At 37.2% G+C, this 25,743-nt stretch carries 29 protein-coding genes; 27 read left to right on the top strand and 2 right to left on the bottom strand.

Annotated features, from left to right (window positions below; all coding sequences use genetic code 11):
• Positions 1-10: 10 nt before the first annotated feature.
• From aroA to MW695_RS12055, 11 genes are all read left to right on the top strand, one after another.
• Positions 11-1,300 (top strand): 3-phosphoshikimate 1-carboxyvinyltransferase, encoded by a 1,290-nt coding sequence (gene aroA / locus MW695_RS12105; protein WP_247105595.1) that lies wholly within the window; start codon positions 11-13, stop codon positions 1,298-1,300.
• A 361-nt stretch (positions 1,301-1,661) separates the two neighbouring features.
• Entirely contained in the window at positions 1,662-2,609 is a 948-nt protein-coding gene (locus tag MW695_RS12100) for a hypothetical protein (RefSeq protein ID WP_247105594.1), read from the top strand.
• Positions 2,610-2,900: 291 nt separating this feature from the next.
• Positions 2,901-4,166: a tetratricopeptide repeat protein gene (locus MW695_RS22910; RefSeq protein WP_247105593.1), complete on the top strand. Its 1,266-nt coding sequence runs from the start codon at positions 2,901-2,903 to the stop codon at positions 4,164-4,166.
• Positions 4,167-4,221: 55 nt separating this feature from the next.
• A complete protein-coding gene (locus tag MW695_RS12090; RefSeq protein WP_247105591.1) occupies positions 4,222-4,779 on the top strand; it encodes a ReoY family proteolytic degradation factor in 558 nt (185 codons plus the stop codon).
• 104 nt (positions 4,780-4,883) lie between these two features.
• Positions 4,884-5,348: a YpiF family protein gene (locus MW695_RS12085; RefSeq protein ID WP_247105590.1), complete on the top strand. Its 465-nt coding sequence runs from the start codon at positions 4,884-4,886 to the stop codon at positions 5,346-5,348.
• A 144-nt stretch (positions 5,349-5,492) separates the two neighbouring features.
• Positions 5,493-5,993, top strand: a complete 501-nt coding sequence (locus MW695_RS12080) for a Rieske (2Fe-2S) protein (protein WP_247105588.1) — start codon at positions 5,493-5,495, stop codon at positions 5,991-5,993.
• Between the two features lie 15 nt (positions 5,994-6,008).
• Positions 6,009-6,680, top strand: a complete 672-nt coding sequence (gene qcrB, locus MW695_RS12075; protein WP_035340191.1) for a menaquinol-cytochrome c reductase cytochrome b subunit — start codon at positions 6,009-6,011, stop codon at positions 6,678-6,680.
• A gap of 39 nt (positions 6,681-6,719) precedes the next feature.
• A complete protein-coding gene (locus MW695_RS12070; protein WP_247105587.1) occupies positions 6,720-7,508 on the top strand; it encodes a menaquinol-cytochrome c reductase cytochrome b/c subunit in 789 nt (262 codons plus the stop codon).
• A 173-nt stretch (positions 7,509-7,681) separates the two neighbouring features.
• The gene (locus MW695_RS12065) at positions 7,682-8,221 is read left to right on the top strand and encodes a DUF1405 domain-containing protein (RefSeq protein ID WP_247105586.1); all 540 of its coding nucleotides are present in this window, start codon (positions 7,682-7,684) and stop codon (positions 8,219-8,221) included.
• Positions 8,222-8,291: 70 nt separating this feature from the next.
• A complete protein-coding gene (ypjB, locus tag MW695_RS12060) occupies positions 8,292-9,077 on the top strand; it encodes a sporulation protein YpjB (RefSeq protein WP_247105585.1) in 786 nt (261 codons plus the stop codon).
• A gap of 140 nt (positions 9,078-9,217) precedes the next feature.
• The gene (locus tag MW695_RS12055; RefSeq protein WP_247105584.1) at positions 9,218-9,904 is read left to right on the top strand and encodes a zinc metallopeptidase; all 687 of its coding nucleotides are present in this window, start codon (positions 9,218-9,220) and stop codon (positions 9,902-9,904) included.
• Positions 9,905-9,985: 81 nt separating this feature from the next.
• Here MW695_RS12055 and MW695_RS12050 read toward each other — a convergent pair whose 3' ends face one another.
• Positions 9,986-10,150 carry a DUF2179 domain-containing protein gene (locus MW695_RS12050; RefSeq protein WP_260505911.1) on the bottom strand — a complete coding sequence of 55 codons (165 nt, stop codon included), beginning with the start codon at positions 10,148-10,150 and terminating at the stop codon, positions 9,986-9,988.
• A 269-nt stretch (positions 10,151-10,419) separates the two neighbouring features.
• On the opposite strand from MW695_RS12050, the gene MW695_RS12045 reads away from it, so the two are divergent.
• The 13 genes from MW695_RS12045 (at position 10,420) to MW695_RS11985 (ending at position 23,460) form a co-directional block, all read left to right on the top strand.
• Positions 10,420-10,773 (top strand): nucleotide pyrophosphohydrolase, encoded by a 354-nt coding sequence (locus tag MW695_RS12045; RefSeq protein WP_247105581.1) that lies wholly within the window; start codon positions 10,420-10,422, stop codon positions 10,771-10,773.
• Positions 10,757-11,560, top strand: coding sequence for a 4-hydroxy-tetrahydrodipicolinate reductase (dapB, locus tag MW695_RS12040; RefSeq protein ID WP_247105580.1), 804 nt, complete (start codon positions 10,757-10,759; stop codon positions 11,558-11,560). Before MW695_RS12045 ends, dapB begins: the two co-directional genes overlap by 17 nt.
• A gap of 16 nt (positions 11,561-11,576) precedes the next feature.
• Entirely contained in the window at positions 11,577-11,966 is a 390-nt protein-coding gene (gene mgsA, locus MW695_RS12035; protein WP_247105578.1) for a methylglyoxal synthase, read from the top strand.
• A gap of 10 nt (positions 11,967-11,976) precedes the next feature.
• On the top strand, positions 11,977-12,693 hold the full coding sequence (gene bshB1, locus MW695_RS12030) for a bacillithiol biosynthesis deacetylase BshB1 (RefSeq protein ID WP_247105577.1): 717 nt from the start codon (positions 11,977-11,979) through the stop codon (positions 12,691-12,693).
• Entirely contained in the window at positions 12,693-13,820 is a 1,128-nt protein-coding gene (bshA, locus tag MW695_RS12025) for an N-acetyl-alpha-D-glucosaminyl L-malate synthase BshA (protein ID WP_247105575.1), read from the top strand. The genes bshB1 and bshA overlap by 1 nt, the downstream gene beginning before the upstream one ends.
• A gap of 16 nt (positions 13,821-13,836) precedes the next feature.
• On the top strand, positions 13,837-14,976 hold the full coding sequence (locus MW695_RS12020) for a CCA tRNA nucleotidyltransferase (protein ID WP_247105573.1): 1,140 nt from the start codon (positions 13,837-13,839) through the stop codon (positions 14,974-14,976).
• Complete coding sequence (locus tag MW695_RS12015; protein ID WP_247105572.1) at positions 14,973-15,938, top strand: biotin--[acetyl-CoA-carboxylase] ligase; 966 nt, start codon at positions 14,973-14,975, stop codon at positions 15,936-15,938. Before MW695_RS12020 ends, MW695_RS12015 begins: the two co-directional genes overlap by 4 nt.
• A gap of 237 nt (positions 15,939-16,175) precedes the next feature.
• On the top strand, positions 16,176-17,033 hold the full coding sequence (gene panB, locus MW695_RS12010) for a 3-methyl-2-oxobutanoate hydroxymethyltransferase (RefSeq protein WP_247105570.1): 858 nt from the start codon (positions 16,176-16,178) through the stop codon (positions 17,031-17,033).
• Positions 17,011-17,874: a pantoate--beta-alanine ligase gene (panC, locus tag MW695_RS12005; RefSeq protein WP_247105569.1), complete on the top strand. Its 864-nt coding sequence runs from the start codon at positions 17,011-17,013 to the stop codon at positions 17,872-17,874. Before panB ends, panC begins: the two co-directional genes overlap by 23 nt.
• Positions 17,867-18,250, top strand: a complete 384-nt coding sequence (panD, locus tag MW695_RS12000; protein ID WP_247105567.1) for an aspartate 1-decarboxylase — start codon at positions 17,867-17,869, stop codon at positions 18,248-18,250. The genes panC and panD overlap by 8 nt, the downstream gene beginning before the upstream one ends.
• Positions 18,251-18,318: 68 nt before the next feature.
• Entirely contained in the window at positions 18,319-19,296 is a 978-nt protein-coding gene (locus tag MW695_RS11995; RefSeq protein ID WP_247105566.1) for a tetratricopeptide repeat protein, read from the top strand.
• A gap of 15 nt (positions 19,297-19,311) precedes the next feature.
• Positions 19,312-22,116, top strand: a complete 2,805-nt coding sequence (gene dinG / locus MW695_RS11990) for an ATP-dependent DNA helicase DinG (protein ID WP_247105565.1) — start codon at positions 19,312-19,314, stop codon at positions 22,114-22,116.
• A 36-nt stretch (positions 22,117-22,152) separates the two neighbouring features.
• Positions 22,153-23,460 carry an amidohydrolase gene (locus MW695_RS11985; RefSeq protein ID WP_306421154.1) on the top strand — a complete coding sequence of 436 codons (1,308 nt, stop codon included), beginning with the start codon at positions 22,153-22,155 and terminating at the stop codon, positions 23,458-23,460.
• Positions 23,461-23,517: 57 nt separating this feature from the next.
• On the opposite strand, the gene MW695_RS11980 is transcribed toward MW695_RS11985, so the two are convergent.
• Positions 23,518-23,676 (bottom strand): hypothetical protein, encoded by a 159-nt coding sequence (locus MW695_RS11980; RefSeq protein WP_247105563.1) that lies wholly within the window; start codon positions 23,674-23,676, stop codon positions 23,518-23,520.
• An 85-nt stretch (positions 23,677-23,761) separates the two neighbouring features.
• Here MW695_RS11980 and MW695_RS11975 point away from each other — a divergent pair, with 85 nt between their 5' ends.
• The 3 genes from MW695_RS11975 to MW695_RS11965 all read left to right on the top strand — a co-directional run bounded on the left by MW695_RS11975 (position 23,762) and on the right by MW695_RS11965 (position 25,677).
• Positions 23,762-23,932, top strand: a complete 171-nt coding sequence (locus MW695_RS11975) for a YpmA family protein (RefSeq protein ID WP_247105562.1) — start codon at positions 23,762-23,764, stop codon at positions 23,930-23,932.
• A 101-nt stretch (positions 23,933-24,033) separates the two neighbouring features.
• A complete protein-coding gene (locus MW695_RS11970; RefSeq protein ID WP_247105560.1) occupies positions 24,034-24,423 on the top strand; it encodes a PepSY domain-containing protein in 390 nt (129 codons plus the stop codon).
• A 69-nt stretch (positions 24,424-24,492) separates the two neighbouring features.
• Positions 24,493-25,677: a pyridoxal phosphate-dependent aminotransferase gene (locus MW695_RS11965; protein ID WP_247105559.1), complete on the top strand. Its 1,185-nt coding sequence runs from the start codon at positions 24,493-24,495 to the stop codon at positions 25,675-25,677.
• The last annotated feature ends 66 nt before the right edge of the window (positions 25,678-25,743 follow it).

Below are 25,743 nucleotides of genomic sequence, written 5' to 3'. Positions count from 1 at the left end.
AGGGACATACATGGCTAAAGTAAGTGTGAATCAAGTGAGGAATGGATTAAATGGTACCATTCATGTTCCAGGAGATAAATCAATCTCTCATCGAGCCGTCATGTTTGGGGCTATTGCAAATGGGAAGACAACGGTGGAAGGATTTTTGCCAGGAGAAGATTGTTTAAGTACAATTAGCTGCTTTCGTAAATTAGGGGTAACTATTGAACAAGAAAATGAACGAGTGACGATCGAAGGAACCGGGTGGGAAGGCTTAGAAGAGCCTAGTGAAATTTTAGATGTAGGTAATTCAGGTACAACGACTCGTCTTATGTTAGGAATTCTAGCAACACGCCCTTTCCATTCTGTTGTCATTGGCGATGATTCTATTGCGAAAAGACCAATGGCAAGAGTGACTAATCCATTACGAGAAATGGGTTCAACGATTGATGGAAGAGATGAAGGGAACTTCACACCATTATCGATTCGAGGTGGAGCTACAACGGCTATTCAATTTCAATCTAAAGTTGCCAGTGCTCAAGTGAAATCAGCCATTCTATTAGCTGGTCTACAAAGTGATGGGGTAACCTCTGTTAACGAGCCTGCATTATCCCGTGATCATACAGAGCGAATGTTAGAGGCATTTGGTGTTGAAGTTCAGAGAGATGGTCTAACCGTTTCCGTTGAAGGAGGACAATCATTACAAGCTCAACATATTATCGTTCCAGGAGATATTTCTTCCGCGGCATTTTTCCTTGTTGCAGGGGCGATTGTTCCTAATAGTCAAATTACGTTACAAGGAGTTGGCATGAATCCAACTCGTTCAGGAATTATTGATGTTCTACAGCAAATGGGTGCTGAATTAACTATTGAAAATGAGCGAAACGCGGGTGGAGAACCTGTTGCTGATTTAACCATTTCAACCTCTAAATTAAAAGGAATTGATATCGGAGGTCCACTAATTCCACGATTAATTGATGAGATCCCTATCATTGCTGTATTAGCTACTCAGGCACAAGGAAAGACGATTATTCGTGATGCAGAGGAATTAAAAGTAAAGGAAACAAACCGTATTGATACAGTGGTTAGTGAGTTAACGAAAGCAGGAGCTAAAATTACCGCAACCGAAGATGGAATGGTGATAGAAGGACAAGAAGGACTTCATGGCGCTAATGTTAATAGTTATGGTGATCATCGAATCGGGATGGCAATGGCTGTCGCCGGACTTATTGCACAAGGAACGATGGTAATTGAAAGAAGTGAGGCGATTGCTGTTTCTTATCCTACTTTTTTTGAACATATTCAGCTATTACAAGGATAATAGAATAAGATGCATTTATTTGGATGGTTACTTAAAGATAATCTTTATCTCCTAAGAAAAAAACGGCTACCTCTGTAAAAGCAGGGGAGCCGTTTTAATTTGCAAAAAAAAAGCCCTCGTATTCGCAAGCTAGTAAGCGTTTACAAATACGAGGAAAATAAGCTAAGTTGTATGGATAGGAGTGGAGAGAAACCATACGCTTAATTAAAGTATACTTCTTTTTTATAAAAAGTCAACCATAATTAGAAAAAAATTAATTATCTTTTTGTCCTCATAGTGTATTCATTTATGTTTCAACGTTCTTATTTTTCATGTACATTCATAGCTTGTCTAGTAGAAGAAACTGTAAGGAGGTATAAGGATGTACTTACTAGACAAAGTGATAAAGGTTGATGAAAAGAGAGTTAAAGATCGCTGTTTTATTGTTGAAGAAGGTCGCGTACGCTATGCCACTACTACTTTTAAGCAATGGAATAAGAAAAGAGTTAGTATGAACGGGACCGTTCTATGTAATGGACGTGTTTGCTTTGATGATTCATTATTACAAGAAGGAGGAGACGATACACTCTACGAACGACAAAAGCTACTTATAAAGGATGGCTGTACGACAGTCGCAATAGCTCCACATGTAAAATACGAAAGCGAGCTTTCAAATGTCTATCACATATGGAATGTCTATTTTAAAAAAAGCATAATGGATTATGTTATTGGACTTACGATTCCTGCGTATTTAGTTAGAATGAGCTTTATTCGTAAGTGTCAAAACATGTTCATTCCTTTTTTAAAAGTGGAGCTAGAGAAAGAAGAGGATATTCACTCTATTAAATGGACACATATTTCTCATACACTATTACATTACCCTTTGACGGTCATTCCTATCTTTAAAGCTTCAACTAAACGTGCAAAGTCACTTGAGGTTATTTGGAGGAAATATTGTTTAAATTATGGTATTCATACTGACCTAGAAGCCCAGTATAGTCAGAGAATAAATAAGCCATTGTTACAAAAGATCGGTTTGTTTCCACAAAAAGGAACTCTTATTGCAGGGAGTGATCTTGATTATATAGCATACGTTGATCGAAAAAGAAAAAAACGTTATGAACAAAGAAAGCATACAGGTGAGGATATAGAACGTTATAAGCACGAGGAACCAGATTTAGTTGTATTAAGAGGTCGAATTCTAAAGGTATTAAATGAATTTGATCTGAAGCCCGGTTATGGTCGACCTATTCAAATTATTCGTCCTGGACGATTTTTGTCAATGAATGATTTAATGGAGCAAGATAATCAAGTATATCGTTGGTCATAATAAGGGGAACCTATTTTGTTAAAAGGTTTAGCATAATAGGTTCCTTTTTTAAAAGGTGAAAATTTATAAAATTCTTAATCTTTTAATCAAGATACCTTTAAGTGGATTCGCAGAGTCGTCAGCTACTCTTATAAGAAAAGGCTGCTACGTTTGGTAACAAAAAATGTAAAAGTCAACTTTTCCAGTGCTCTTCTGTAGCGCGGATTCTCCTATAGAAGAGGACATTCTTTCTTCTTTGCACAAAAAATGATACGATATCGTTATCCTTGTGAGAGAAGGAGGCTTACAAAAGTGTTCGAAGCATTAGACGTTATTATTCAAAAAATAGAATCGGGCAAGGTCGATGAAGGTTTAAATGAAATAGAATTATTACTTAAAGGAGCAGATCACCAAACAAAATACGAAATTGCTCAAGTTTATCAAGAATTAGGTCACGTCCAAAAGTCAAAAGAAGTAATTGATGAATTGTTAATGCTGTATCCTGATGAAGGTGAACTGTATACATTTGCTGCAGAATTATTAATTGATCTTGATCAAGAAGATGAAGCCATTGAAATGTTAAATGAAATTAAAGAGAGTGACCCTGCCTATCTACAAGCACAATTACTTTTAGCTGATTTGTACCAGTTACAATCATTAGATGAGGTCGCTGAACAAAAGCTGTTAAATGCGATGAAAAAAGCTCCTGATGAACCGATCATCTCATATGGCTTAGGAGAATTTTACTTATCACGAGGTGATTATTTTAAAAGCATTCCTCATTTAAAAAAAGCCGTTCATGCTAACGAGGCAATACCTGATGTGTATTTAGAGTTGATGTTAGCTGAAGCCTACAGTGCTACTGGGCAATTTGAAGATGCCATTCATTATTATCAAATTGGTATAAAAAAGAATATGAACGCAGATGCTTTATTTGGATATGGTTTCACAGCTTATCAAATGGGGGATATGGTACTTGCTATTGAACAGTTCGAAACACTTAAGACGTTAGATCCTGACTACTCTTCCGTTTATGCTTATTTAGCAAAGGCTTACGAATCAGAAGAAAGAATTGATGAAGCATTAGATACGTTAAAAGCAGGAATGAGTGTAGACCAATATCATGAATCCTTATATATTCAAGCTGCGAAGCTTTCCTTCAAGAAAAATGTTGAAGTGGACGGAGAGTACTATTTACAAAAAGTGATTGCTTTGAACCCTTCAAATGTTGAAGCCGTACATACATTGTCTGCATACTATAAACATCAAGATTTACATGATGAGCTACTGGATTTAATGAATCATATGAAAGATTATGGCGAAGATGATGTGATGTACAAATGGTATGAGGCATCTGCTTTACGTGAATTAGATGAATATGAAAAGGCAGAAATATTATACAAAGAAATAGCGGAATACTATGTCCAAGATATTGATTTCCTCGAAGAATATGGCCGATTTTTACTCGAGTACGGTAGGAGAGTAAAAGCGAGGGAGATTTTTGAACGTCTTTTAGCACTGAAACCAGAACGATATGATATTGTGGAGTTACTAGAAAATCTTTTAAGTGAAGAATAACGATTGAGTAAATGAATACTCATATCATACATCATTACTTCGCAAGGAGGACGAAATGGGTCATATGATATCAATTAGTGAGAAGAAGGAGTTTCTTAAACAATTCTTAGCGGAATTCGAATTGAAGCGTCGGGAATGTACATGGTTATTAAATTTTTTAATGTCTGATGATGATTTAATGAAGTATGTTCATTTTGTTGAAAAAGCTGCCCACACTCCAAAAGGGCTTATTATATCTGCAAAAGGAGTGGATCACCTACCTTTTTCTTTTCACAAGCAACATCATGTGACAACTGATACTGAAAAGGCCTTTCATGATATTCGCTTAAACCAATCCGAAGATGTATATATTGAACTTCACTTTCGAGGAGCAAATCGATACTCACCTTTTTTAACTGTGCTTGAAGAAAATCCATATGTTCCTGACGATGTAGAATTAACAAAAGCGTATGATAAGGCGGCAACGTTTATTTTGCAGCGATCATTAATCTCATATCGAAGAGAGCGATTAACAAGAGAGATAGATCACGCACTGGATAAAAAAGATCAAGATCGATTCAAAATGTTATTAATGGAATTAAAAAAGCTTGATGAAGAAAAGGAAAAAAAGTAAACGCTTATGTTTTTTGCATAGCAAATTGCTGTGCTTTTTTATTGTAGAATTCACTTAAGCGCCTATTCTCTAGATCTAGTATCAAATGTAAATGAGGTGATGAAATGAAATGGAATGCAAATGATATGGATACTTATTTACAAGCGAGGGAATATATAGATACAGCTATTATTTCCTTAGTCCCAATTTCTTGGGGAACTGAAGTAAAAGGAACGGTTTCTATGGGAGAATTCATTTCGATTATATCTCACGAGCTAGAAAAGCAGTTCCATGGGAGGGTTGTATTATTTCCAGCATTTACATACTTAACAACTGAACCCAATGAACAATGTTTACATCGATTGCAACATTGGGAAGACAAACTTCTCAAAGAAGGCTTTAAACATGTTGTCTACTTAACTTCAGATGGACAGTGGCGTCAAGTGGAAGGAGGTTTACAAGGTCTGCATATTTGGTTACCGTCTATTCCTTTGGAGCATCTTGATAGCGAAAATCGCAAACGTGTCATTCACGATCAGATGAAACAATTGATCCCAATTGTGACAAACAGATGGCAATCAAGGACGTGAAAAAAGTTTGCCGAATTTGTGCCGAAAGCTAGAAGTTGTTGCACATTCATGTCTGTTGTATTATCATGAGTATGTCCTAGTATAATATGTGCTTATTTACGCCCGTTTTTGGGTTGACTTTACTTGTGCAAGGGGGGAAAATGAGTGAGCGAAAAAGACCACAAAGTATCACGGAGACAATTTCTTACGTATACACTTACGGGTGTTGGCGGATTCATGGCTGCTGGTATGCTAATGCCAATGGCACGCTTTGCCCTAGACCCAGCTTTGAGAGCCGGAGCGGAATCTGAATTTTTATACGTATGCGATGTAGATCAACTGACCGAAGATCCACAAGTATTTCCATTCAGTTTCGATCAAGTTGATGCATGGTATGAATCTGAGGTATCACGAGACGTTTACGTTTATATACGTGATAATGAAGTAACAGCATTGTCTGCCATTTGTACTCATCTAGGCTGTACCGTTGCTTATGACGGGAATGATGACTTTCCAGAGCAATTCTTCTGTCCATGTCACTTCGGGCGATTTGATAAGGATGGGCATAATATTCCTGGTACTCCGCCAAGACGACCACTTGACGCTTATGAAGTCAAGGTAGAGGATGGAAAAGTTTATTTAGGTTCAATTTATCAACGAACATAGGGAGGGGCGTAATCAATGCTTCAAAAAATTTATGACTACGTTGATGAGCGTCTAGATATTACGCCGATGTGGCGTGATATTGCTGACCATGAAGTTCCTGAGCATGTTAACCCTGCTCACCACTTCTCTGCGTTCGTATACTGTTTTGGCGGACTAACGTTCTTTATTACAGTTATTCAAATCTTATCTGGTATGTTTCTAACGATGTACTACGCACCAGATATTATTAACGCTTATCAATCTGTAGCTTTTCTACAAAATGAAGTAGCCTTCGGTGTGATCGTTCGTGGGATGCACCACTGGGGCGCAAGCTTAGTTATTGTTATGATGTTTTTACACACGTTACGTGTCTTCTTTACAGGTTCATATAAGAAGCCGCGTGAATTGAACTGGGTTGTCGGTGTCCTCATTTTCTTTGTTATGCTTGCTTTAGGTGTAACAGGTTACTTATTACCTTGGGATATGAAAGCGTATTTTGCAACAGCGGTTGTACTTGAGATCGCTGAAAGTGTGCCGGTTATTGGTGGATTTGCAAGAGCGTTGCTGGCAGGTGGAGATATTATTGGTGCAGCAACATTAACGCGATTCTTTGCGATTCATGTATTCTTCTTACCTGGTGCGTTGTTAGGCCTACTTGCAGCTCACTTCTACATGATTCGAAAACAAGGTATTTCAGGACCATTGTAAAACTAAAGTGATGCGAACTTAGTAAAGGAGGGAATAAAGATGGAACGTGGGAAAGGATTACAGTTTGTCGGTGATTCACGCGTAAAGGCAAATAACCGTAAACCTAACATACCAAAAGATTATTCAGAGTATCCAGGGAAGACAGAAGCGTTCTGGCCTAACTTCCTTTTAAAGGAATGGCTCGTAGGTGCCGTTTTCTTAATGGGCTTCCTTTGTTTAACGGTTGCACATCCTGCTCCGTTAGAGCGAATGGCAGACCCGAATGATACAGGCTACATACCGTTACCTGACTGGTATTTCTTATTCTTGTATCAATTATTAAAATATCAATTTGCATCTGGTGACTATAATGTGATCGGTGTAATCGTTATTCCAGGTTTAGCTTTTGGAGCGTTACTACTTGCTCCTTGGCTAGATACAGGCAAAGAAAGACGTCCAATTAAACGTCCAATTGCTACTTCTATGATGATTCTTTCATTTATTGCAGTTGCTTATTTAACTTGGGAATCTGTTGCTCAACATGATTGGGAAGCTGCTGCTGAGCAAGGTATGATTGTAGAAGAGGTAGAAATTAATATGGAAGCACAAGGTTATGAAATTTATTCAGTCCAGACGAGCTGTATCGGTTGTCATGGTGACAATTTAGCTGGTGTTCCAGGTGTTGGGCCTTCATTGATTGACTCCGAATTAACTGTTGAAGAAACGATTGAAGTCATTATCAATGGTATTGACGGTACAGCAATGCCAGGTGGAGCATTCGAAGGGACAGACGAAGAACTAGAAATCCTTGCTGAATATATCGTTGCTGACGGTCAACCAGAAGAATAGACATTACTCGTGTAACAAGTGCCCTAAAAGGTAGGATTTTATCTTTTAGGGCACTTTCTTCATAAATAACAATGACTATTTGTGTGAATCATACATAAAGGTAGGGAAAGTATATGTTAAAAGAAAGAATACTTCCCCTTTTTGGGGACGTGAGAATTCTTTTTCTTTTATTAATGATTAATGTTTTAGGGACGATTTATGGTTACATTTGGTATGGTGATCAATTAGCTCAAACACCAACTCATTTTATATTGTTTGTACCAGACAGTCCAACTGCGAGTTTATTTTTTGTCTTTGTATTAGTGGCACTCATTTATAAAAAACAAATACCACTTATTGAGGCATTTGCAGCTGTTACATTAATTAAGTACGGGATATGGGCGGTGGCCATGAACATCGGCGCTGGTTTAGTTGGTGATCCTTTAAATTGGAAAAATTATATGCTGATTGCTTCTCATGCTGGAATGGCCTTACAAGCAATTCTTTACTCCCCATATTTCCGCATTAAAACGTGGCATTTATTAATCGTTGCGATTTGGACTTTGATGAATGATTACATCGATTATGTATTTATGATGCACCCTTGGGTATCAAGAGGCTTAAATCCTTATATTGGACAGATAGGTTTTTTTACGTTAGGACTTAGCCTATTCTCCATTCTAGCTGTTTACTTATTAGCTGTTAGAAAGAACCGTTTTATGCTTACTCGATAATAACCTTCTTTTTTTGGTCTACTCTTGTCCACAAATTCATAGGATGAGAGTAGAAAAAGGAGGGACAAGGATGCGACAAATACTCATCGCTATCATAACGATTTCTTTAATCATTCCAGTAACGGCTTATGCTGATGACTCTCCATCACAACATACTTGGAAGCAATTAAATCATATGTCCGATCAAATTCTTCAATTAACGAAACAAGAAAAATTCGCTGAATCAAAGCAATTAATGAACCATTTTTCTAATTCATTTCTGGAAATTGATTTTCGTGAAGAAGGTATTACAATGAGTTCTTTACGAGCTGTAATTTTAGCATTTGAAAAAGCCGAGCAATCATTAACAGCGACTGATCTATTATTGGAAGATCGAATTAGGGCAGTGACATCCTTTCGATTAGCTGTAGATGCTTTAACAAGTGAATTTCACCCCCTATGGCTACAGACGGAAGAGGTTGTTATGCAAGCATTAACGGAAATGGAAGCATCAATAGTCGAAAACGATGAACAAGCTTTCCAAGTCCGTTTAAATCAACTATTAAATCAATATGAGATGATACGCCCAGCTTTATATATAGACACAGAACCACAACAGTTGCAACGTATAGATGCTCAAATAGCTTATTTAGATCGAATGAGGATAGAAAGCACAAATAATGATCAGCTCGCAGACCATATGGAGTTGATGAAAGAAGAGTGGGAGCAATTATATAAAAGAATGAAGGAGGATAATACGGACCCTTCATTTTGGTGGGTTATCTTTACAATTGGAAGTATGATTACTGGTTCATTAACGTATGTAGGTTGGAAAAAGTATCGAGCGGAAAAACGTAAAGTTCGTTTAAAAGAATAATGATCTTGAAGGAGTATTTATAATATATTCAATAAAGTGACAAATTCATGACCATTTTCGAAAACGAGAGCAAATGTTTGACTTTATTTGATGTTCTCATTAAACTATAAGAAAATAATCAACATAAGAGGTGACTATACATGGGTTTAACAACTTTTATCATTTATTTTGCACTCCTCTTAATTATTCCACTTTGGGCACAATCAAGAGTGAAAAGTACTTACAGGAAATATTCACAAGTGCCCTCATCATCAGGGTTAACAGGAGCGCAAGTAGCACGAAAAATTTTAGATGATAATGGTTTGTATAATGTAAGTGTAGAAGAAGTAAAAGGAACATTAACGGATCACTATGATCCGCGTTCAAAAGCTGTGCGTTTGTCTACAAATAATTTTCACGGGCATTCGGTAGCCGGAGCTGCGGTTGCTGCTCATGAAGTAGGACACGCTATTCAAGACCAAGAGGAATATGCTTTCTTACGATTTAGACATGCATTAGTACCTGTTGCAAGCTTTGGCTCTAATGCTGCGTTTTTTTTCATTTTAGGTGGTATTTTGCTACAAACCCAAGGATTAATATTGTTTGGAATTATCGCGATGGCTGCGGCGGTTTTATTCCAGCTTGTTACCCTTCCAGTAGAGTTTAATGCGAGCAATCGCGCAATGGAACAAATTGTTTCAGCTGGTGTCATTCGTAATGATGAAGAACGTGAAACGAAGAAAGTGTTAAATGCTGCTGCTCTCACATATGTAGCTGCAGCGGTCGTTGCTTTACTAGAGTTGGTACGGTTTGTTTTAATGTATTTAGGAATGAATGGTGACGATTAATTAAAAAAGACGGAAGGGCACTGAAAAAGTTTTGTTTTTAACTTTTTCAGTGCCCTTCAAACTATCGTCCTTTTTTTTGTTTTACAGGAAATAAGTTGTTTGACGTATGAGAGGGCGTTTTTGTTCATCCAGCGTACCCCCCGCGCCAATTATATCTTGAACATCGTTGACTGTTACAAAGGCATGTGAGTTAATTTTTTCGACTAATGTTTTCAAACGAATGAGCTCATTATGCCCACGATACAAGCAATACCTTTAAATCCATCATCTACTAATTAGTTTTCCATGTTAAAATATACAAGACTGAAAGATAAACAGCTGAACCAAGAATCATATAGATGTTTCATTTTATATATGTACTATACCTTCATTCTTTTGTTCTTCCTAGCCTAACTATTGATGTAGATTTGTTACAGTATGATATAGAAAAGCAATAACGTCATATCAAATTTCTAATTTCTATTTGTCAAATTAAGAACAATTCGCTAACATGTAGAAAGGAGGAATGTGAGAGTATGGATAAATCAATGAAGCAAATGCAAAAAGAAGTTGATCAATTTATTGGACAGTTCAAAGAAGGCTATTTCTCACCATTAGCGATGCTCGCACGTATGACAGAAGAAGTAGGTGAGCTTGCTCGTGAGGTTAATCACTACTATGGTGAAAAGCAAAAAAAAGAAACAGAAGATGAAAAATCATTAGAACAAGAATTGGGTGATCTATTGTTTGTTCTTATTTGTTTCGCCAATTCCTTACATATTGATTTAGATGAAGCGTTTGATCTTGTGATGAAAAAATTTCAAGAACGAGATCAAAATCGCTGGACAAGATTTGATGAAGAGGGTGCTTTAGATGGAGAAGACCGTTAATATTGTTATTGCAGGACCAAGAGGTAATATGGGAAGAGAGGCCGTCAAGCTTGTAGAAAATACGGCAACATTTAATCTTGTTGCAGTAGTTGACTCGAAGCATGAAGGGAAAAAACTATCTGATTTAGACAACTTTCCCACTGTCCATGTCCCAATTTTTATAAATATGGAAACATGTTTTCAAGAGCATGATGTCGATGTGCTAATCGATTTAACCGCACCACAATTTGGTAAGAAGCATATGGAGATTGCTTTTCAATATGGAGTAAGTCCTGTAGTTGGTACAACTGGATTCACAGAAGAAGATATCGTTGAACTTCGTCAATTAGCTGAAACAAAAGGAATAGGTGCAATAATAGCTCCAAACTTTGCAATTGGTGCTATACTAATGATGAAGTTCTCACAGCTAGCAGCTAAATATATGGCGGATGTCGAGATTATCGAACGACATCATGATCGTAAGCTAGATGCACCGTCTGGTACAGCGTTGAAAACGGCTCAGCTTATTTCAGAGGTGAGAGATGAAAAGAAGCAAGGTCATGAAGACGAAACAGAAGAATTAACTGGTGCAAGAGGTGGAGACATTGAAGGGATGAGAATACATAGTGTACGTCTGCCAGGGTTAGTTGCACATCAAGAAGTGATATTTGGAGGAGAAGGACAAACGTTAACGATACGACATGATTCTATTAACCGTGCATCTTTCATGCCTGGTGTGAAATTAGCGGTTGAAACTGTACTAAAGATTGATACGCTTGTATATGGTTTAGAACAGATCATTGAATAAAGGGGAGAGAAACCGGATGAGAATTGCTTTGATTGCTCACGACAAGAAGAAAGATGATATGGTTCAATTTGCAGTTGCTTATAAATTAATTCTTTCAGAACATGATCTTTTTGCTACTGGTACAACAGGAACAAGAATCATGGAAGCCACTGGATTGCCTGTTACTCGTTTTAAATCAGGCCCACTAGGTGGAGACCAGCAAATTGGCGCGCTAGTGGCTGAAAATAAATTTGATCTTATTTTATTCTTCCGTGATCCACTAACAGCTCAACCACATGAGCCTGACGTGACTGCTTTAGTAAGGCTCTGTGATTTGCAAAATGTCCCGCTTGCCACAAATCTGGGGACAGCTGAAGTACTAATTAAAGGCCTTGAACGGGGCGATCTCCTTTGGAGAGAGGAATAGGCAAACGATTATGACTCAATTAGATTTATTAGCGTTCGGAGCCCATCCTGATGATATTGAAATTGGGATGGGAGGGACGTTAGCTAAATATGCGAAGGCTGGATATAAAGTTGGAATTTGTAACTTAACATATGCGGAGCTATCTTCAAATGGAACCGTTCAAATAAGACAAGATGAAGCAGAAAGAGCAAGTAGACAATTAGGGGTATGTAAGCGAATACAGCTTTCTTTTCGCGATCGTGGATTGAAATATATAAACGAGGAGGATTTAGGTAAAGTTGTTTCACTCATACGTCAATTTCAACCGAAAGTGATATTTGCTCCATTTGAAATCGATCGCCATCCAGATCACGGTGAGTGTAGTCGAATTATTAATGAAGCTTATTTTAATGCGGGTATTCGACAATACCATTGCTATGAAAACAGAGAGGCTTATCGACCTGATGATCTATTTTATTATTTTATAAATGGCTATGAACGTCCAAACTTTGTCATTGATATTACAAATGAAAAGAAGTTAAAAAGGCAGGCACTTCTTTCATATGAAAGTCAATTTACAACTAAAAATAATTCAATTCAAACACCGCTTACAAATGATTATATTACTGCGGTTGAAGCAAGAGATCAATTATTTGGAAAGGAAGTCGGTGTTCATGCAGCAGAAGGCTTTATGACACCTAAGCCCCTTATCATAGATCAATTGCTCGTTGAAAGGGGAGCGAATTAATGAAATTACGTATCGGAATCAGTTGCTATCCAACTGTAGGAGGTTCTGGCGTATTAGCTACTGAGCTAGGTAAACTATTAGCTGAAAGAGGTCATGAGGTTCATTTTATCACATCAAGTGTCCCCTTTCGCCTTGATCGTGTGTACCCTAATATTTATTACCATGAAGTTGATGTAAATCAATATTCTGTGTTTCAATATCCACCTTATGATTTAACATTAGCAAGTAAAATGGCCGAAGTTGCAAAACGAAATCAATTAGACCTCATCCATGTACATTATGCCGTACCTCATGCTATTTGCGCGATACTAGCTAAGCAAATGATCGATAATAAGTTAAAAATTATGACGACCTTACACGGTACAGATATTACCGTATTAGGCTATGACCCATCTTTAAGAGAAATTATTAGATTTGCGATAGATAAGTCTGATTGCGTAACAGCTGTGTCGAACAATTTAGTTGAACAAACGAAAGACTTAGTTCGAACAAATAAGGAAATTGAAACCGTTTATAATTTTATCGATGAGCGAGTTTATACGAAAAAAGAGGTTGAGCATTTAAGAAAACATTACGAGTTAAGTCACGATGAAAAAGTTCTTATTCATATTTCTAACTTCAGACCTGTCAAACGTGTATGTGATGTTGTTAAAAGCTTTGCTGGAATTCAAGCTAAAGTAAAATCAACCCTTCTTTTAATTGGAAACGGTCCTGATTTACCAGTTGTGAGGCAGCTTGTAAAACAATTAGGGATTGAAGATCGAGTTCAATTTCTTGGTAATCAAAAGCATATTGCTGAATTACTATCAATGAGTGATTTAATGTTATTATTGAGTGAAAAAGAAAGTTTTGGCTTAGTAGCATTGGAAGCTATGGCCTGTGGAGTTCCCGTTATTGGAAGTGACGCTGGAGGCATACCAGAAGTCATTGTTGATGGCGAAACTGGTTATGTTTGTCCAGTTGGTGAAATAGATTGTGTTGTAGAGAAAGCCGTTTCGTTATTGACAAATGATAATCAATATAACCGCTTTTCAAGCAATAGTGTGAAACGAGTTCATCAAGTTTTTCATTCTGAAAGAGTCGTTAGTCATTATGAGCAATTATACAATGAAATGTTAAAAAATTGAAATGAGTGATTAGGTTATGATGGACAATCCATTCTTTAGAAAGGCGAAACAGCTATTACAACGCTTAAGTCATAATGGCTTCGAAGCATATATTGTCGGTGGAGCTGTCCGTGATTATTTATTAAAGAAAAATTGTTCTGATATCGACATTGTTACTAGTGCAACACCTGAACAAATACAACAATTATACCCACAATCATTTCAGATGAATACGGCTCATCAAACGGTTATTGTTCGAGTAGACTCTCTAAATTATGAAATGACGACAATGCGTGGTTGTTCAATTGAAGAAGATTTAAGTAAAAGAGACTTAACAATCAATAGTATGGCCATGGATGCTACTGGAAAGATTATTGATCCATGCAAAGGTCAGGTTGATTTAAAGAATCAACTGCTACGTTCATACTATCCAGAAATACGAATCGAGGAAGACCCGCTTAGGTTATTAAGAATAGCTCGTTTTATGAGTCAACTAGGCTATCAAATTGATCAAGCATTGGAGCAGGCTGTGTATGCACATGCTCCGATGCTTCGTTTTGTTGCTACAGAACGTTTTGCGAAAGAATGGTTAAAAACGCTGCAAGGGCCACATGTGCTCGTTGCATTACAGTTGATTCAATCATCCAAATTATATCGGTATATGACGGGCTTTCATTTAACAAAAGATCAACTTGAACACCTAATGTCACTACCACTAAGTCAAAAGGAATCTGACATCTTAACATGGTCGACATTTTCATTAGTGCATCACCCACCTTCTTCTTCGTATTTACGAAAACTAGCCGTTTCATCTGAAGTGAGACGGCAAGTAAAGGTACGGTTAGAGTGGTATGAAAAAAGAAAAACAGAAAGGTGGAATCCTACCTCACTTTTTGATGCAACGCTTTCCGTAGTTCTTGATGTTGAAACATTAAGAAAAAAAATGCAATTGCCTACTATGAGTGGGGAGGGTTTAGAAAAGACATGGGAATCATTACCGATCCATAGACGAAGTGAACTAGCAATAAACGGGCATGATTTGATGGAAAATGGTAGAAGTCCAGGAAGATGGATCAATGACGCTTTACGACAAGCAGAGTTAGCTGTTATAAATAGAAAGTGTATAAATGAAAAGAGCCAACTATTAAAGTGGCTAGAAGGGAGAATGTTCATTTGAAGGAAGCGCTTATAAAATTATTAGAAGAAAAACAAGGTCAGTTCGTCTCAGGTGAACTTATTAGTCGCTTATTAGGTTGTTCTAGAACCGCTATTTGGAAACATATAGATAGTTTGCGAAAAAGCGGATATGAAGTTGAATCGGCTCCAAGAAAAGGATATCGTTTAGTCCAAAGAGGGGAACAAATCCAGCCTCATGATATAAAGCTGAATTTAACGACAGATACATTTGCTAAAGAACAAACCTATCTCTCTACAACTGTATCCACACAGAAAGTGGCTCATGAGCTTTTGCAAAAAGGAGTAAAAGAAGGGCATCTTGTTGTTGCCAATGAGCAAACAAACGGGAAGGGGAGAATGTCACGCGCATGGCACTCTCCTGCAGGTACAAGCGTTTCAATGAGTCTTATCTTGAAACCTAACCTACCACCACAAAGAACGCCACAGCTTACATTGCTAACAGCTGTAGCCATCGTGAGGGCGATTAAACAGTTAACAGGTCTTTCAGCAGACATTAAATGGCCTAATGACGTGTTAGTAAATGGAAAGAAATTAGTCGGAATATTAACTGAGATCCAATCAGAACCTGATCTTGTTCACTCAGTTGTTATCGGAATCGGTATAAATGTTAATCAAACGAAAGACGAATTACGTTTAGATTTAAAAGATAAAACGACATCGTTATTCATTGAAACAGAAAATAAGGTTCATCGTGCCAAGTTAATTGCATATGTATTGAACGAATTGGAGTCATTGTATAAAATCTATATTATGGATGGATTTGAGCAAATAAAATTAATGTGGGAGACTCATTCCATTAGCATCGGTACTCACCTTTATGCTAGAACACCAAATGAAGTTATCTACGGCTTTGCACAAGGCATTACAAGTGAAGGCTTTTTATTAATTGAAGATGAATCAGGTGTCACGCATCAAATTTATTCTGCAGATATCGAATTTTAAAGAATTTTTGTTATACTATTCTCTAAGGGCGGTATTAGTCATAAACTGCACCTATTCGAGATATAAAAAAGTAAAAATCAATCTGCCTTGATCAAGATTGACTGGGACAGAGGAGTAATGGATAAGACTATTTTCGCGAAATAGCTTATTTAAGCATGTATTTGTCCTCTTTCTTTATTTGGAAGTGGATTTTTCGTGTTAATGACAACTCCTCTAACGATTAGAAGGAGGATAATAATGAAGAAAACGACAAGTACGTTTATGAAAATGAAACAAAAGCATGAAAAAATAACGATGATGACAGCGTATGATGCACCAACGGCTCACCTAGTGGAGGAAGCGGAAATGGACATGATTCTCGTTGGAGATTCTCTAGGAATGGTCGTCTTAGGATACGATTCAACGATTCCTGTTACAGTCACTGATATGTTACATCATACAAAAGCCGTTAAAAGAGGTGCCACTCAAACATTTATTGTTACGGATATGCCATATTTATCCTACCATGGAGAATTCCAGCAAACGTTAGAATTAGCTAGAACAATTATGCAACAAGGTGGTTGTGATGCATTAAAGCTAGAAGGAGCTGGAGAAATTGTCGAAACAGTTCGAAAGCTAACAAATGCCGGTATTCCTATTGTTGGGCATTTAGGATTAACTCCACAGTCTGTTGGCGTTCTCGGTGGGTATCGTGTTCAAGGGAAAAGTGCATTAGAAGCAGAGAAGCTGATATCTGATGCAACACAGCTAGAAGAAGCAGGAGCTTTTGCCATTGTCGTTGAGTGCGTACCTGAAGAAGTAGGTAAAGCACTTGCGAACAGATGCCAAATACCGATTATTGGTATCGGAGCTGGAGCAGAAACTGACGGGCAAGTACTGGTTTATCATGACTTAGTTGGCTATGGTTATGGACATGTGCCTAAATTTGTCAAACAATATACGGATATAGCATCACCTATAAATAAAGCTTTAGTACATTATCGACAAGAGGTGAAAGCTGGTCAATTTCCTAATAAACTTCAGAGCTTCAGTATGGAAGAAGATCAAGTACAGGCCTTATATGGAGGAGTAAATGAAAGTTCTAAAGACGATTGATTCACTTAAAAGTGAAATAGAAAATATAAAGAAATCTAATCAAACAATTGGGCTCGTTCCGACAATGGGCTATTTACATGGTGGTCATTTATCATTAATGAAGGAAGCTCGAAAGCAAACCGATCACGTTATTGCTAGCATATTTGTCAACCCCCTTCAATTTGGAGCAAATGAGGATTTAGATCAATATCCAAGGAACTTTGAGCGAGATGAGCTACTCGCGAAAGAAGCTGGGGTTGATATTCTTTTTTGTCCAGAAGTTTCTGAAATGTATCCATATGAAATGCCTATGTCGATCCAAGTACACAAAGGGACCGATGTTCTTTGTGGTCAAAGTAGACCGGGCCACTTTGATGGAGTAGCCACAGTTGTCATGAAATTATTTAATCTCGTTCAGCCATCAAAAGCGTATTTCGGACAAAAAGATGCTCAGCAAGTAGCGATTATCATGAACATGGTTCAAGCTTTTAATGTTCCTGTTGAAATTGTTCAATGTCCGACGATACGCGAAAGTGATGGGTTAGCTCAAAGCTCAAGAAATGTTTATCTTTCAGAAAATGAGCGAGCAGAAGCTTCAATGATATATGATTCACTCAAGCAGGCTTGTAACGCCATAAAAAACGGGGTTCTCAACCGAAAAGAAGTTATAAAACGAGTGAAAGAACACCTTGAAAATGGGACGGGTGAAATCGATTATGTTGATATACTGACCTATCCAGAGCTTGAAATTCAGGAAAAGTTGTCAGGGAAAGTCATTGTAGCTGTCGCTTATCGTTATGAAAATGCACGGTTAATTGACAATAACATCTTTGATATTGAGGAGGAGAATCGACATGTTTAGAACGATGATGAAATCAAAAATACATCGCGCGCGTGTGACAGAAGCTAATTTAAACTATGTTGGTAGTATTACCATTGATGAAGATATTATGGATGCTGTTAACATTTTAGAAAATGAAAAGGTGCAAATTGTGAATAATAATAACGGTGCCAGGTTCGAAACATATGTCATAAAGGGAGAGCGTGGCAGTAAAGTGATGTGTTTAAATGGAGCCGCTGCTCGACTTGTTCAAGAAGGAGACATTATTATTGTCTTGTCATATGCTCTTATGTCCGATGAACAGGCACAAAGTCATGAACCTAAAGTGGCCATTATGAATGAAAACAATGAGATCGTTGAAATGTTAGGAACTGAATTAGCATCAACAATACGATAATAGCGCATATTCCCTTCTTCTTCGATAAACACTTAAAATAGATGTTTCGCATGAAGAGGGGGATTTTTATGGATAAAGAACAATTAGTCAATGGAATGGTTCATTCAGACATAAAATGGGATTTACTCCCAAAGGAAAAGCAATTGAAATACGTACAGTTGTTAGAGGAGACAGCAGCTCATTTGTTAGATCAGTGGGTTGAGCTTGATGAGAAAATACATCATTTAAATGAAAAACTGAAATTAGCAGAAGAGTTACCTGCTTACTCCTCAAAAGGGACAACTTATTATTCTCTTAATATGTTTATCGAGGCTGCTGAACAATTAGCTAATGAAGAGGCTAACGGCTACGAAGATGATATACGTAGGCTTTATTTAGGCTATTCGTATTATTTTATTGGCTTGATTGATCAAGCACAAGAAGTCTTTATTTATTTAGTACAGTCTAGTGACCACACACACATTAAGCATTTTTCTTATTTGGGTCAGGCACATATCGCTTTAACTATGAAAAAATTCGATGAAGCTATCGGGAAATTTGAACGAGCAAACTCACTTATTTCTTCGTTAGATGTTGTGTATAATTTAAGTCTCTGTTATTTTTATATGAAACAATATACGCTAGCTAAAGAGTATGCGTTAAGTTATATTGAAATGAATAACAATGAAGAAGGTATGTACTTTGTACTTGGCTGCTGTGATTCATTGCTAGGCAATTATGAACGCTCACTATCTTATTGGTCAGAATGTCTACAAATTAATCCATCACTTCAGATGCTTATTGCCCTTTCCATTGTGTATGAGTGGCATGGATTACATTATGCTGCGATTCATTGCTTAGAATTAGCACAGAAAAGAGAAGAGTATACGTTTCAAGTGTATCATGGACTTGCTTGGAATTATGCCCTTATCGGAGACATTCAACAGTCTCGGAAATTCTTTCACTATTTACTTAAAAAGGAAGATGATGACAAAGAAATACGAAGATCAATTAATTGGCTTTCAAAAGCTTTTCCTGAATTCAACGTACAATGGTTGAATCGATGAAATTGAGGTGTACGTATGTATGATCGTTATGTAGTGATTGACCTTGAAACAACAGGTCATTCAGTCGAAAAAGGTGATCGCATTATTCAAATTGGTGCTGTTGTTTGTTCAAATGATGAAATCATCAAAACTTTTTCAACATTTGTTCAACCTGGATTAGAAATACCACCTTTTATTGAAGAATTAACGGGAATAACAGAAGATGACATTCAAGATGCGCCATCATTTCGTACTGTTATTCCAACCATTTTAGAATTACTTGAAGATTGTTGCTTAGTGGCGCATAACGCTGATTTTGATCGAAGCTTTTTGAAGAAACAAATAGAATTAGAAGGCTATTGTTTTCCGAATATACCAGTCATAGATACAGTAGAGTTAGCACGGATCTTTTTACCACAGCAAAATAGCTATAAACTAAGCGAATTGGCAGAAGAACTCGGCTATTCTCATGATCGGCCTCACCAGGCTGACAGCGATGCTAGTGTAACGGCTGCTCTCTTTCAAAAAATAATAAAAAGATGCAAAAAGCTTCCAATTTTAACATTGCAACAATTAATTCCATTGATACGAAAGCTTAAAAGTGACGTTGAACCCATTTTATTGGAATGTATCAATCAGAGAAAATTCACTAAACGTAATGAAACAGAATATGATTGTTTCCGCCAGTTAGCCATTAAAAAAGTTGAAAAACAACCTGCATCAAATAATGATACATTTAAGACGTATGAAGACTACATGGTTTCTGATTATACAGAGTTAATGAAAACGGCTTTGAGCCAATTTGAACGCCGTGTAGGACAAGAATTAATGATGCAGGAAGTATATGAATCATTTAATCAAAATGAATATAAACTAATTGAAGCAGGAACTGGAACTGGAAAGTCATTAGCTTACTTACTACCTGCACTTTTCTATGCGAAACAGCACAACCAACCGGTGATCGTAAGTACACAGACGATTCCGCTTCAGGAGCAATTATTTCAGCGTGACTTACCAATATTAAAAAGATTAGTTCCATTTCCTATTCATATTGCTCTTCTGAAAGGTCGTAGTCATTACTTATGTTTACGCAAATTTGAACATAGTTTGTCCGTCGAGCATTCAAACTATGAAATTAACTTAACGAAATGTATGATACTTGTATGGTTAACAGAGACAACAACAGGTGATATTGAGGAGATTATGATTCCAACCGGTGCTAAATCGTTATGGTATGAGATTCAAAGTGATGCCAGTAGCGATATTGGTAAAGCGAACCCTTGGTTTTCAAGGTGCTTCTACCATCGTGCACGAAGACTTGCTCAGGAGGCACAAATCGTTGTCACAAATCATGCGTTATTGTGTACCGATTTAATGCATGAGCAACGAATCTTGCCACAGCATACTCACGTCATATTAGACGAGGCACACCACTTGGAAGAAGTTGCAAGTAATCACCTTGGACAGCGAACAGATTATGTAGCATTCGCTCATATTTTTCAGCGATTGTCGACAGATCAAGAACATAATTGGGTTGAACATTTACGCGCAATCTTCAAGCGAAACGAGCTACCTTTTCGTTCAACTGAGCGAATTCTGACTCTGTTAACGAACATGAAAGAGGATGTGGATGAGTTATTTAGAATTTTATATTCATACATACAGAAGAAAAATCATCTCTCAGCTACAGATGTCGGTCGAAATCGTTATCGTTACTTTAGCTTTAAAGAGGCAGGAGTACAATGGCAAGCTCTGTTAGAATGTTCAATGCGTGTTCATATGGTAGCAAAGGAAATAGCTATCGCTTTTAAGCAACTGATACAACCTTTAGAAAATAATGATCATGAACATTTACATTACTCCGATCAATCTTTTATTACTGAGCTAGAAAAATGGTTTGAAGTCTTACTAAAGGAAGAAGACACTCTTTATCAGTTGTTACTTGAATTTGATCCTACGGTTGTTTATTGGGCAGAAATTGAACCACGAGGAGCTAGGAATGCAACTTATCTTTACAGCAAACCTCTAGATGTATCCGTTGCATTAGCAGATCTTTTTTTTGCAAAGAAAAAAAGTGTTATTTTAACATCAGCTACATTAGCAGTTAATGGATCATTTTCTTATCAAATTAAACGATTAGGACTAGAGGACTTCGCCCCAGAAACGTGTGTGATACCATCTCCCTTTGATTATAATCAACAGGCGCGACTATTAATACCGACTGATATCCCTTCAATTAAAGAAGTGACAACTGACCAATTCTCATATGAAATTGCCAAAAAGCTGTGGCAATTATCTGAGAAGACGAAAGGAAAAACTCTCGTACTATTTACATCCTATGAAATGCTTCGAATTGTATATGACCATATTCGAAAATGGAACAATGACCATTTATTACATATTATCGGTCAAGGAGTCACTTCAGGAAGTCGAGCAAAATTAATGAAAATGTTTAAACAAAGTGATCATGCGATGTTATTTGGAACGAGTAGCTTTTGGGAAGGCATTGATTTGCCCGGAGACGAACTTACAACCGTAGTCATTGTTAGGCTGCCATTTTCTCCACCAGATGACCCACTCATTCAAGCACAATTCGATCAAGTAAAGGAGGAAGGAGGAAATCCATTTATGGATATTTCCTTACCTCAGGCAATCATTCGCTTCAAGCAAGGATTTGGTCGTTTAATTCGTTCCACTTCAGATAGAGGAGCTGTGTTTGTGTTTGATCGCCGTATTACGACGACTCGATATGGCAAGAAATTTATTCTGTCATTACCGAATGTACCTGTTTATGAGGATGAATTTAATCGGTTGTTACATAGTCATGACTCATATTTATAGTCGTTGCTGACCTAAAGTAAAAAGGGGAATCGTATAATGATGACTAAATTAATCAAAAATGCCAAAATCATAACAATGGCAGATTTAGGGATTGTCAATGGTTATGCTTTTATTAAGGAAGGACAGTTCGTCGAAATAAAAGAAGGTATACCTCCTAAACAGCTAGAAGCAACAGCAAATGAAGTGATTGATGCTAATGGAAAATGGATGACACCAGGACTTATTAACACACATGGACATACCGGAATGGCTTTACTTCGTGGACATTCGGATGACTTACCGTTGCATAGATGGTTGAAAGAGAAAATGTGGCCATTTGAAGCAAAGCAAGATTTCGAGGCGATAAAAGCGGGTCGCGAAATGGCTATTGCCGAAATGCTTCTGTCAGGAACGACAACATTTTTAGAAATGTATCACTTGTTTATTGACGAATTTGCAGAACAGCTTTCAGAAATTGGCGTTCGAGCTACATTAATGAGGTCAATGATTGGTCTCTGTTCAAGAGAAGAACAAGAGGAAAAATTGACTGAGGCCGTATCATTAGCAAAAAAATGGCACAATCATGCAGACGGCCGTTTGCAAATGATGCTGGCTCCTCATGCACCTTATACGTGTCCACCGCTATTTATTGAACGAATTGTAGAAGAAGCAAGTTTATTACAACTGCCTGTACATATGCATCTTGCAGAGACTAGTAAAGAAGTCCATGATCACATCGAATCATATGGTGTTCACCCATTTGATCATTTAAAACAATTGGGTGTATTGGATAAAGTCCCGTGGTTATTTGCTCATTGTGTTCATATGAATGAAGAACAAATTGAACAAATGCCAGAGTATGATGTATCTGTCAGTTATAATCCTAAAAGCAACTTAAAATTAGGCTCTGGCTTTGCTCAAATTGCCGAAATGATGAAAAAGGGTGTTAATGTTGCGCTAGGAACAGATAGTGTCGCATCTAATAACACATTGAATTTATTTGAAGAATTGCGTATTGGTGTATTACTACAAAAAGGACTTCATCAAGACCCAACCGTTTTAAAGGCGTTTGAGGCATTTAAAATCGCCACTGTGAATGGTGCTACAGCTCTTTCCTTAAACAAGGTGGGTAAAATACAGATAGGCTACAAGGCTGATTTTATTTTACTTACGAATGAAGAACCACACTTGCAGCCGAACGAGCATGTTTATTCTCATTTGATTTATGCGGCTAATGGTTCTGATGTAACTGATGTTTTCGTGCAAGGAAAACAACTCGTGAAAAATCGTCAATTGACCACTCTTGATCAAGAACAAATCATGTATAATGCAAATATGGCCTATCATAGAATTCATCATAGCTAAAAAAGATCAGACTCTAACTGAATCTGACCTCTGCTTAAGGTGTGGGCAAAGCTTCATTTAATGGTTATTATTTGTGAAATGTGAAGGTAATTGTGGTTGTTTAAATGAAATTGGGTAAGCCATTTCCCACTTACGACCTTCACGACAAATTAATGCTATATGATGTTTTTCTGCTTGATATTGCTTAGCTAAAGGGTGATGGAGTTTCTGAAACATGTTTTAACCTCCCTTTTGCTTACTAATAATATAACCGGATAAGGTAAAAATATCGTGCTGAATTTTAACCAATGGAGGTAAGAGAATGGAACAAAAAATGGAAGTATTATCTAAGGTAACCGTTAAACGGACTTCGGATTTATACAAAATTGTTGATTCATTAAATCGTACATTAAAGGAACAGGATTTAATGTTTGGTTTAGCGCTTGATCAAAAAAATGATGATAAAATGGTTTTTACCATTTATCGAACATAGGTGTGACCATGAAAAAGTGGGTCATAACTATTCTTTTAATCGTAATAATCCTTTTAATATCGGGTAGCATATATGCATACACCACCATTCGTGAACCTTTAATGAATCAATTAAATCAGGTAGAAAGATATGTACTCAATCAGCAACTTCTTAACTCGGTTGAAGAAGTGACTTATTTCCATGGACAAGAGGTCGTGTATGTTGCAAAAGGATTGTATGAAGACGAGTTAAAATATGTATGGGTTTCAGAAGATTTCATGTCTGTCCATGAATCAAATGAAGAGGATGGTATCACACAAGACGAAGCCATTGCCATTGTTGAGCAGCATGAACCAATCAATCAGCTACAGGCTATTCGCTTAGGATATGAAAGAAATCGACCTTTGTATGAAATTACCTTTATGGATGAAAATGGACGACAAGCTTATTATTATTTGGATTTTGCCGACGGTTCATTATTGAAACGATATTCTTTAAGGGCAGACTTGTAATGAATTCATACTTGAATTATTGCGAATCAGCTTCTATAGTGTATAGTATATAATGGGAGGGACGAGAACATGAAATTAGCAAAAAGAGTTTCAACGTTAACACCATCTTCAACATTAGCGATTACAGCAAAGGCAAAAGAATTACGAGAACAAGGTCATGATGTAATCGGATTAGGTGCAGGTGAGCCAGATTTTAACACACCACAATACATAATTAATGCAGCGGTCCGATCGATGGAAGAAGGACATACGAAATATACACCTTCAGCAGGTTTACCAGCACTTAAGAATGCAATAATCGGAAAATTTAAAAAAGATCAGCATTTGGAATATTCTGCTGGTAATATTTTAGTTGGTTCTGGTGCTAAACATGTACTTTACACTTTATTTCAAGCGATTTTAGATGAGGGAGATGAAGTCATCATACCAACTCCATATTGGGTAAGTTATCCAGAACAAGTGAAGCTTGCTGGAGGGAAGCCAGTTTATATTGAAGGTCATGAAGACAATGAATTTAAAGTAACCGCTGACCAAATTGAAAAAGCTATTACAAATAAAACAAAAGCGTTTATTTTAAACTCACCTAGCAATCCGACAGGCTCGATGTATGATGAAGAAGAGTTAAAAACAATTGGTGAAGTTTGCTTGAAGCATAACATCCTCATTGTATCTGATGAGATTTATGAAAAGTTAGTATATGACGGTGCGACGCATACGTCGATTGCTCAGTTATCTACTGAATTACAAGAGCAAACGATTGTTATTAATGGTGTATCTAAATCACACTCTATGACAGGCTGGCGAATTGGCTATGCGGCAGGTGATACGACTGTTATTAAAGCAATGACCAATTTAGCAAGTCATAGTACATCAAATCCAACAACAAATGCGCAGTATGGAACAATTGCTGCTTATACAGAAGATGATGGCTCAGTTGAAACGATGCGTGCTGCTTTTGAAGAACGACTTAACGGCGTTTATGACAAGCTAACGAAAATACCTGGTGTCTCATGTGTAAAGCCAAAGGGAGCCTTTTATTTATTCCCAAATGTTAGCGAAGCAGCTAAGATGAATGGATTTAATTCAGTTGATGAATGGGTAGCGGCTATTCTTGAAGAAGAGAAAGTAGCGCTAGTCCCTGGGTCAGGGTTTGGTGCTCCAAATAATGTTCGCTTATCTTATGCAACATCATTTGAAGCATTAGAAGAAGCGTTAAATCGACTTGAACGATTCATCAACAATCATACGAAATAAATGTGTGTCTAAGTTAATGGTATTTGCTTTTGGTTTGATTCAGAAGGGTAAGAAGAACCTGTTGAA

The organism is Halalkalibacter sp. APA_J-10(15) (assembly GCF_023017105.1).
Lineage (GTDB): Bacteria > Bacillota > Bacilli > Bacillales > Bacillaceae_D > Halalkalibacter.
The sequence above is the reverse complement of the archived record's forward strand: the minus strand, read 5'-3'. Positions and strand labels throughout refer to the sequence as shown.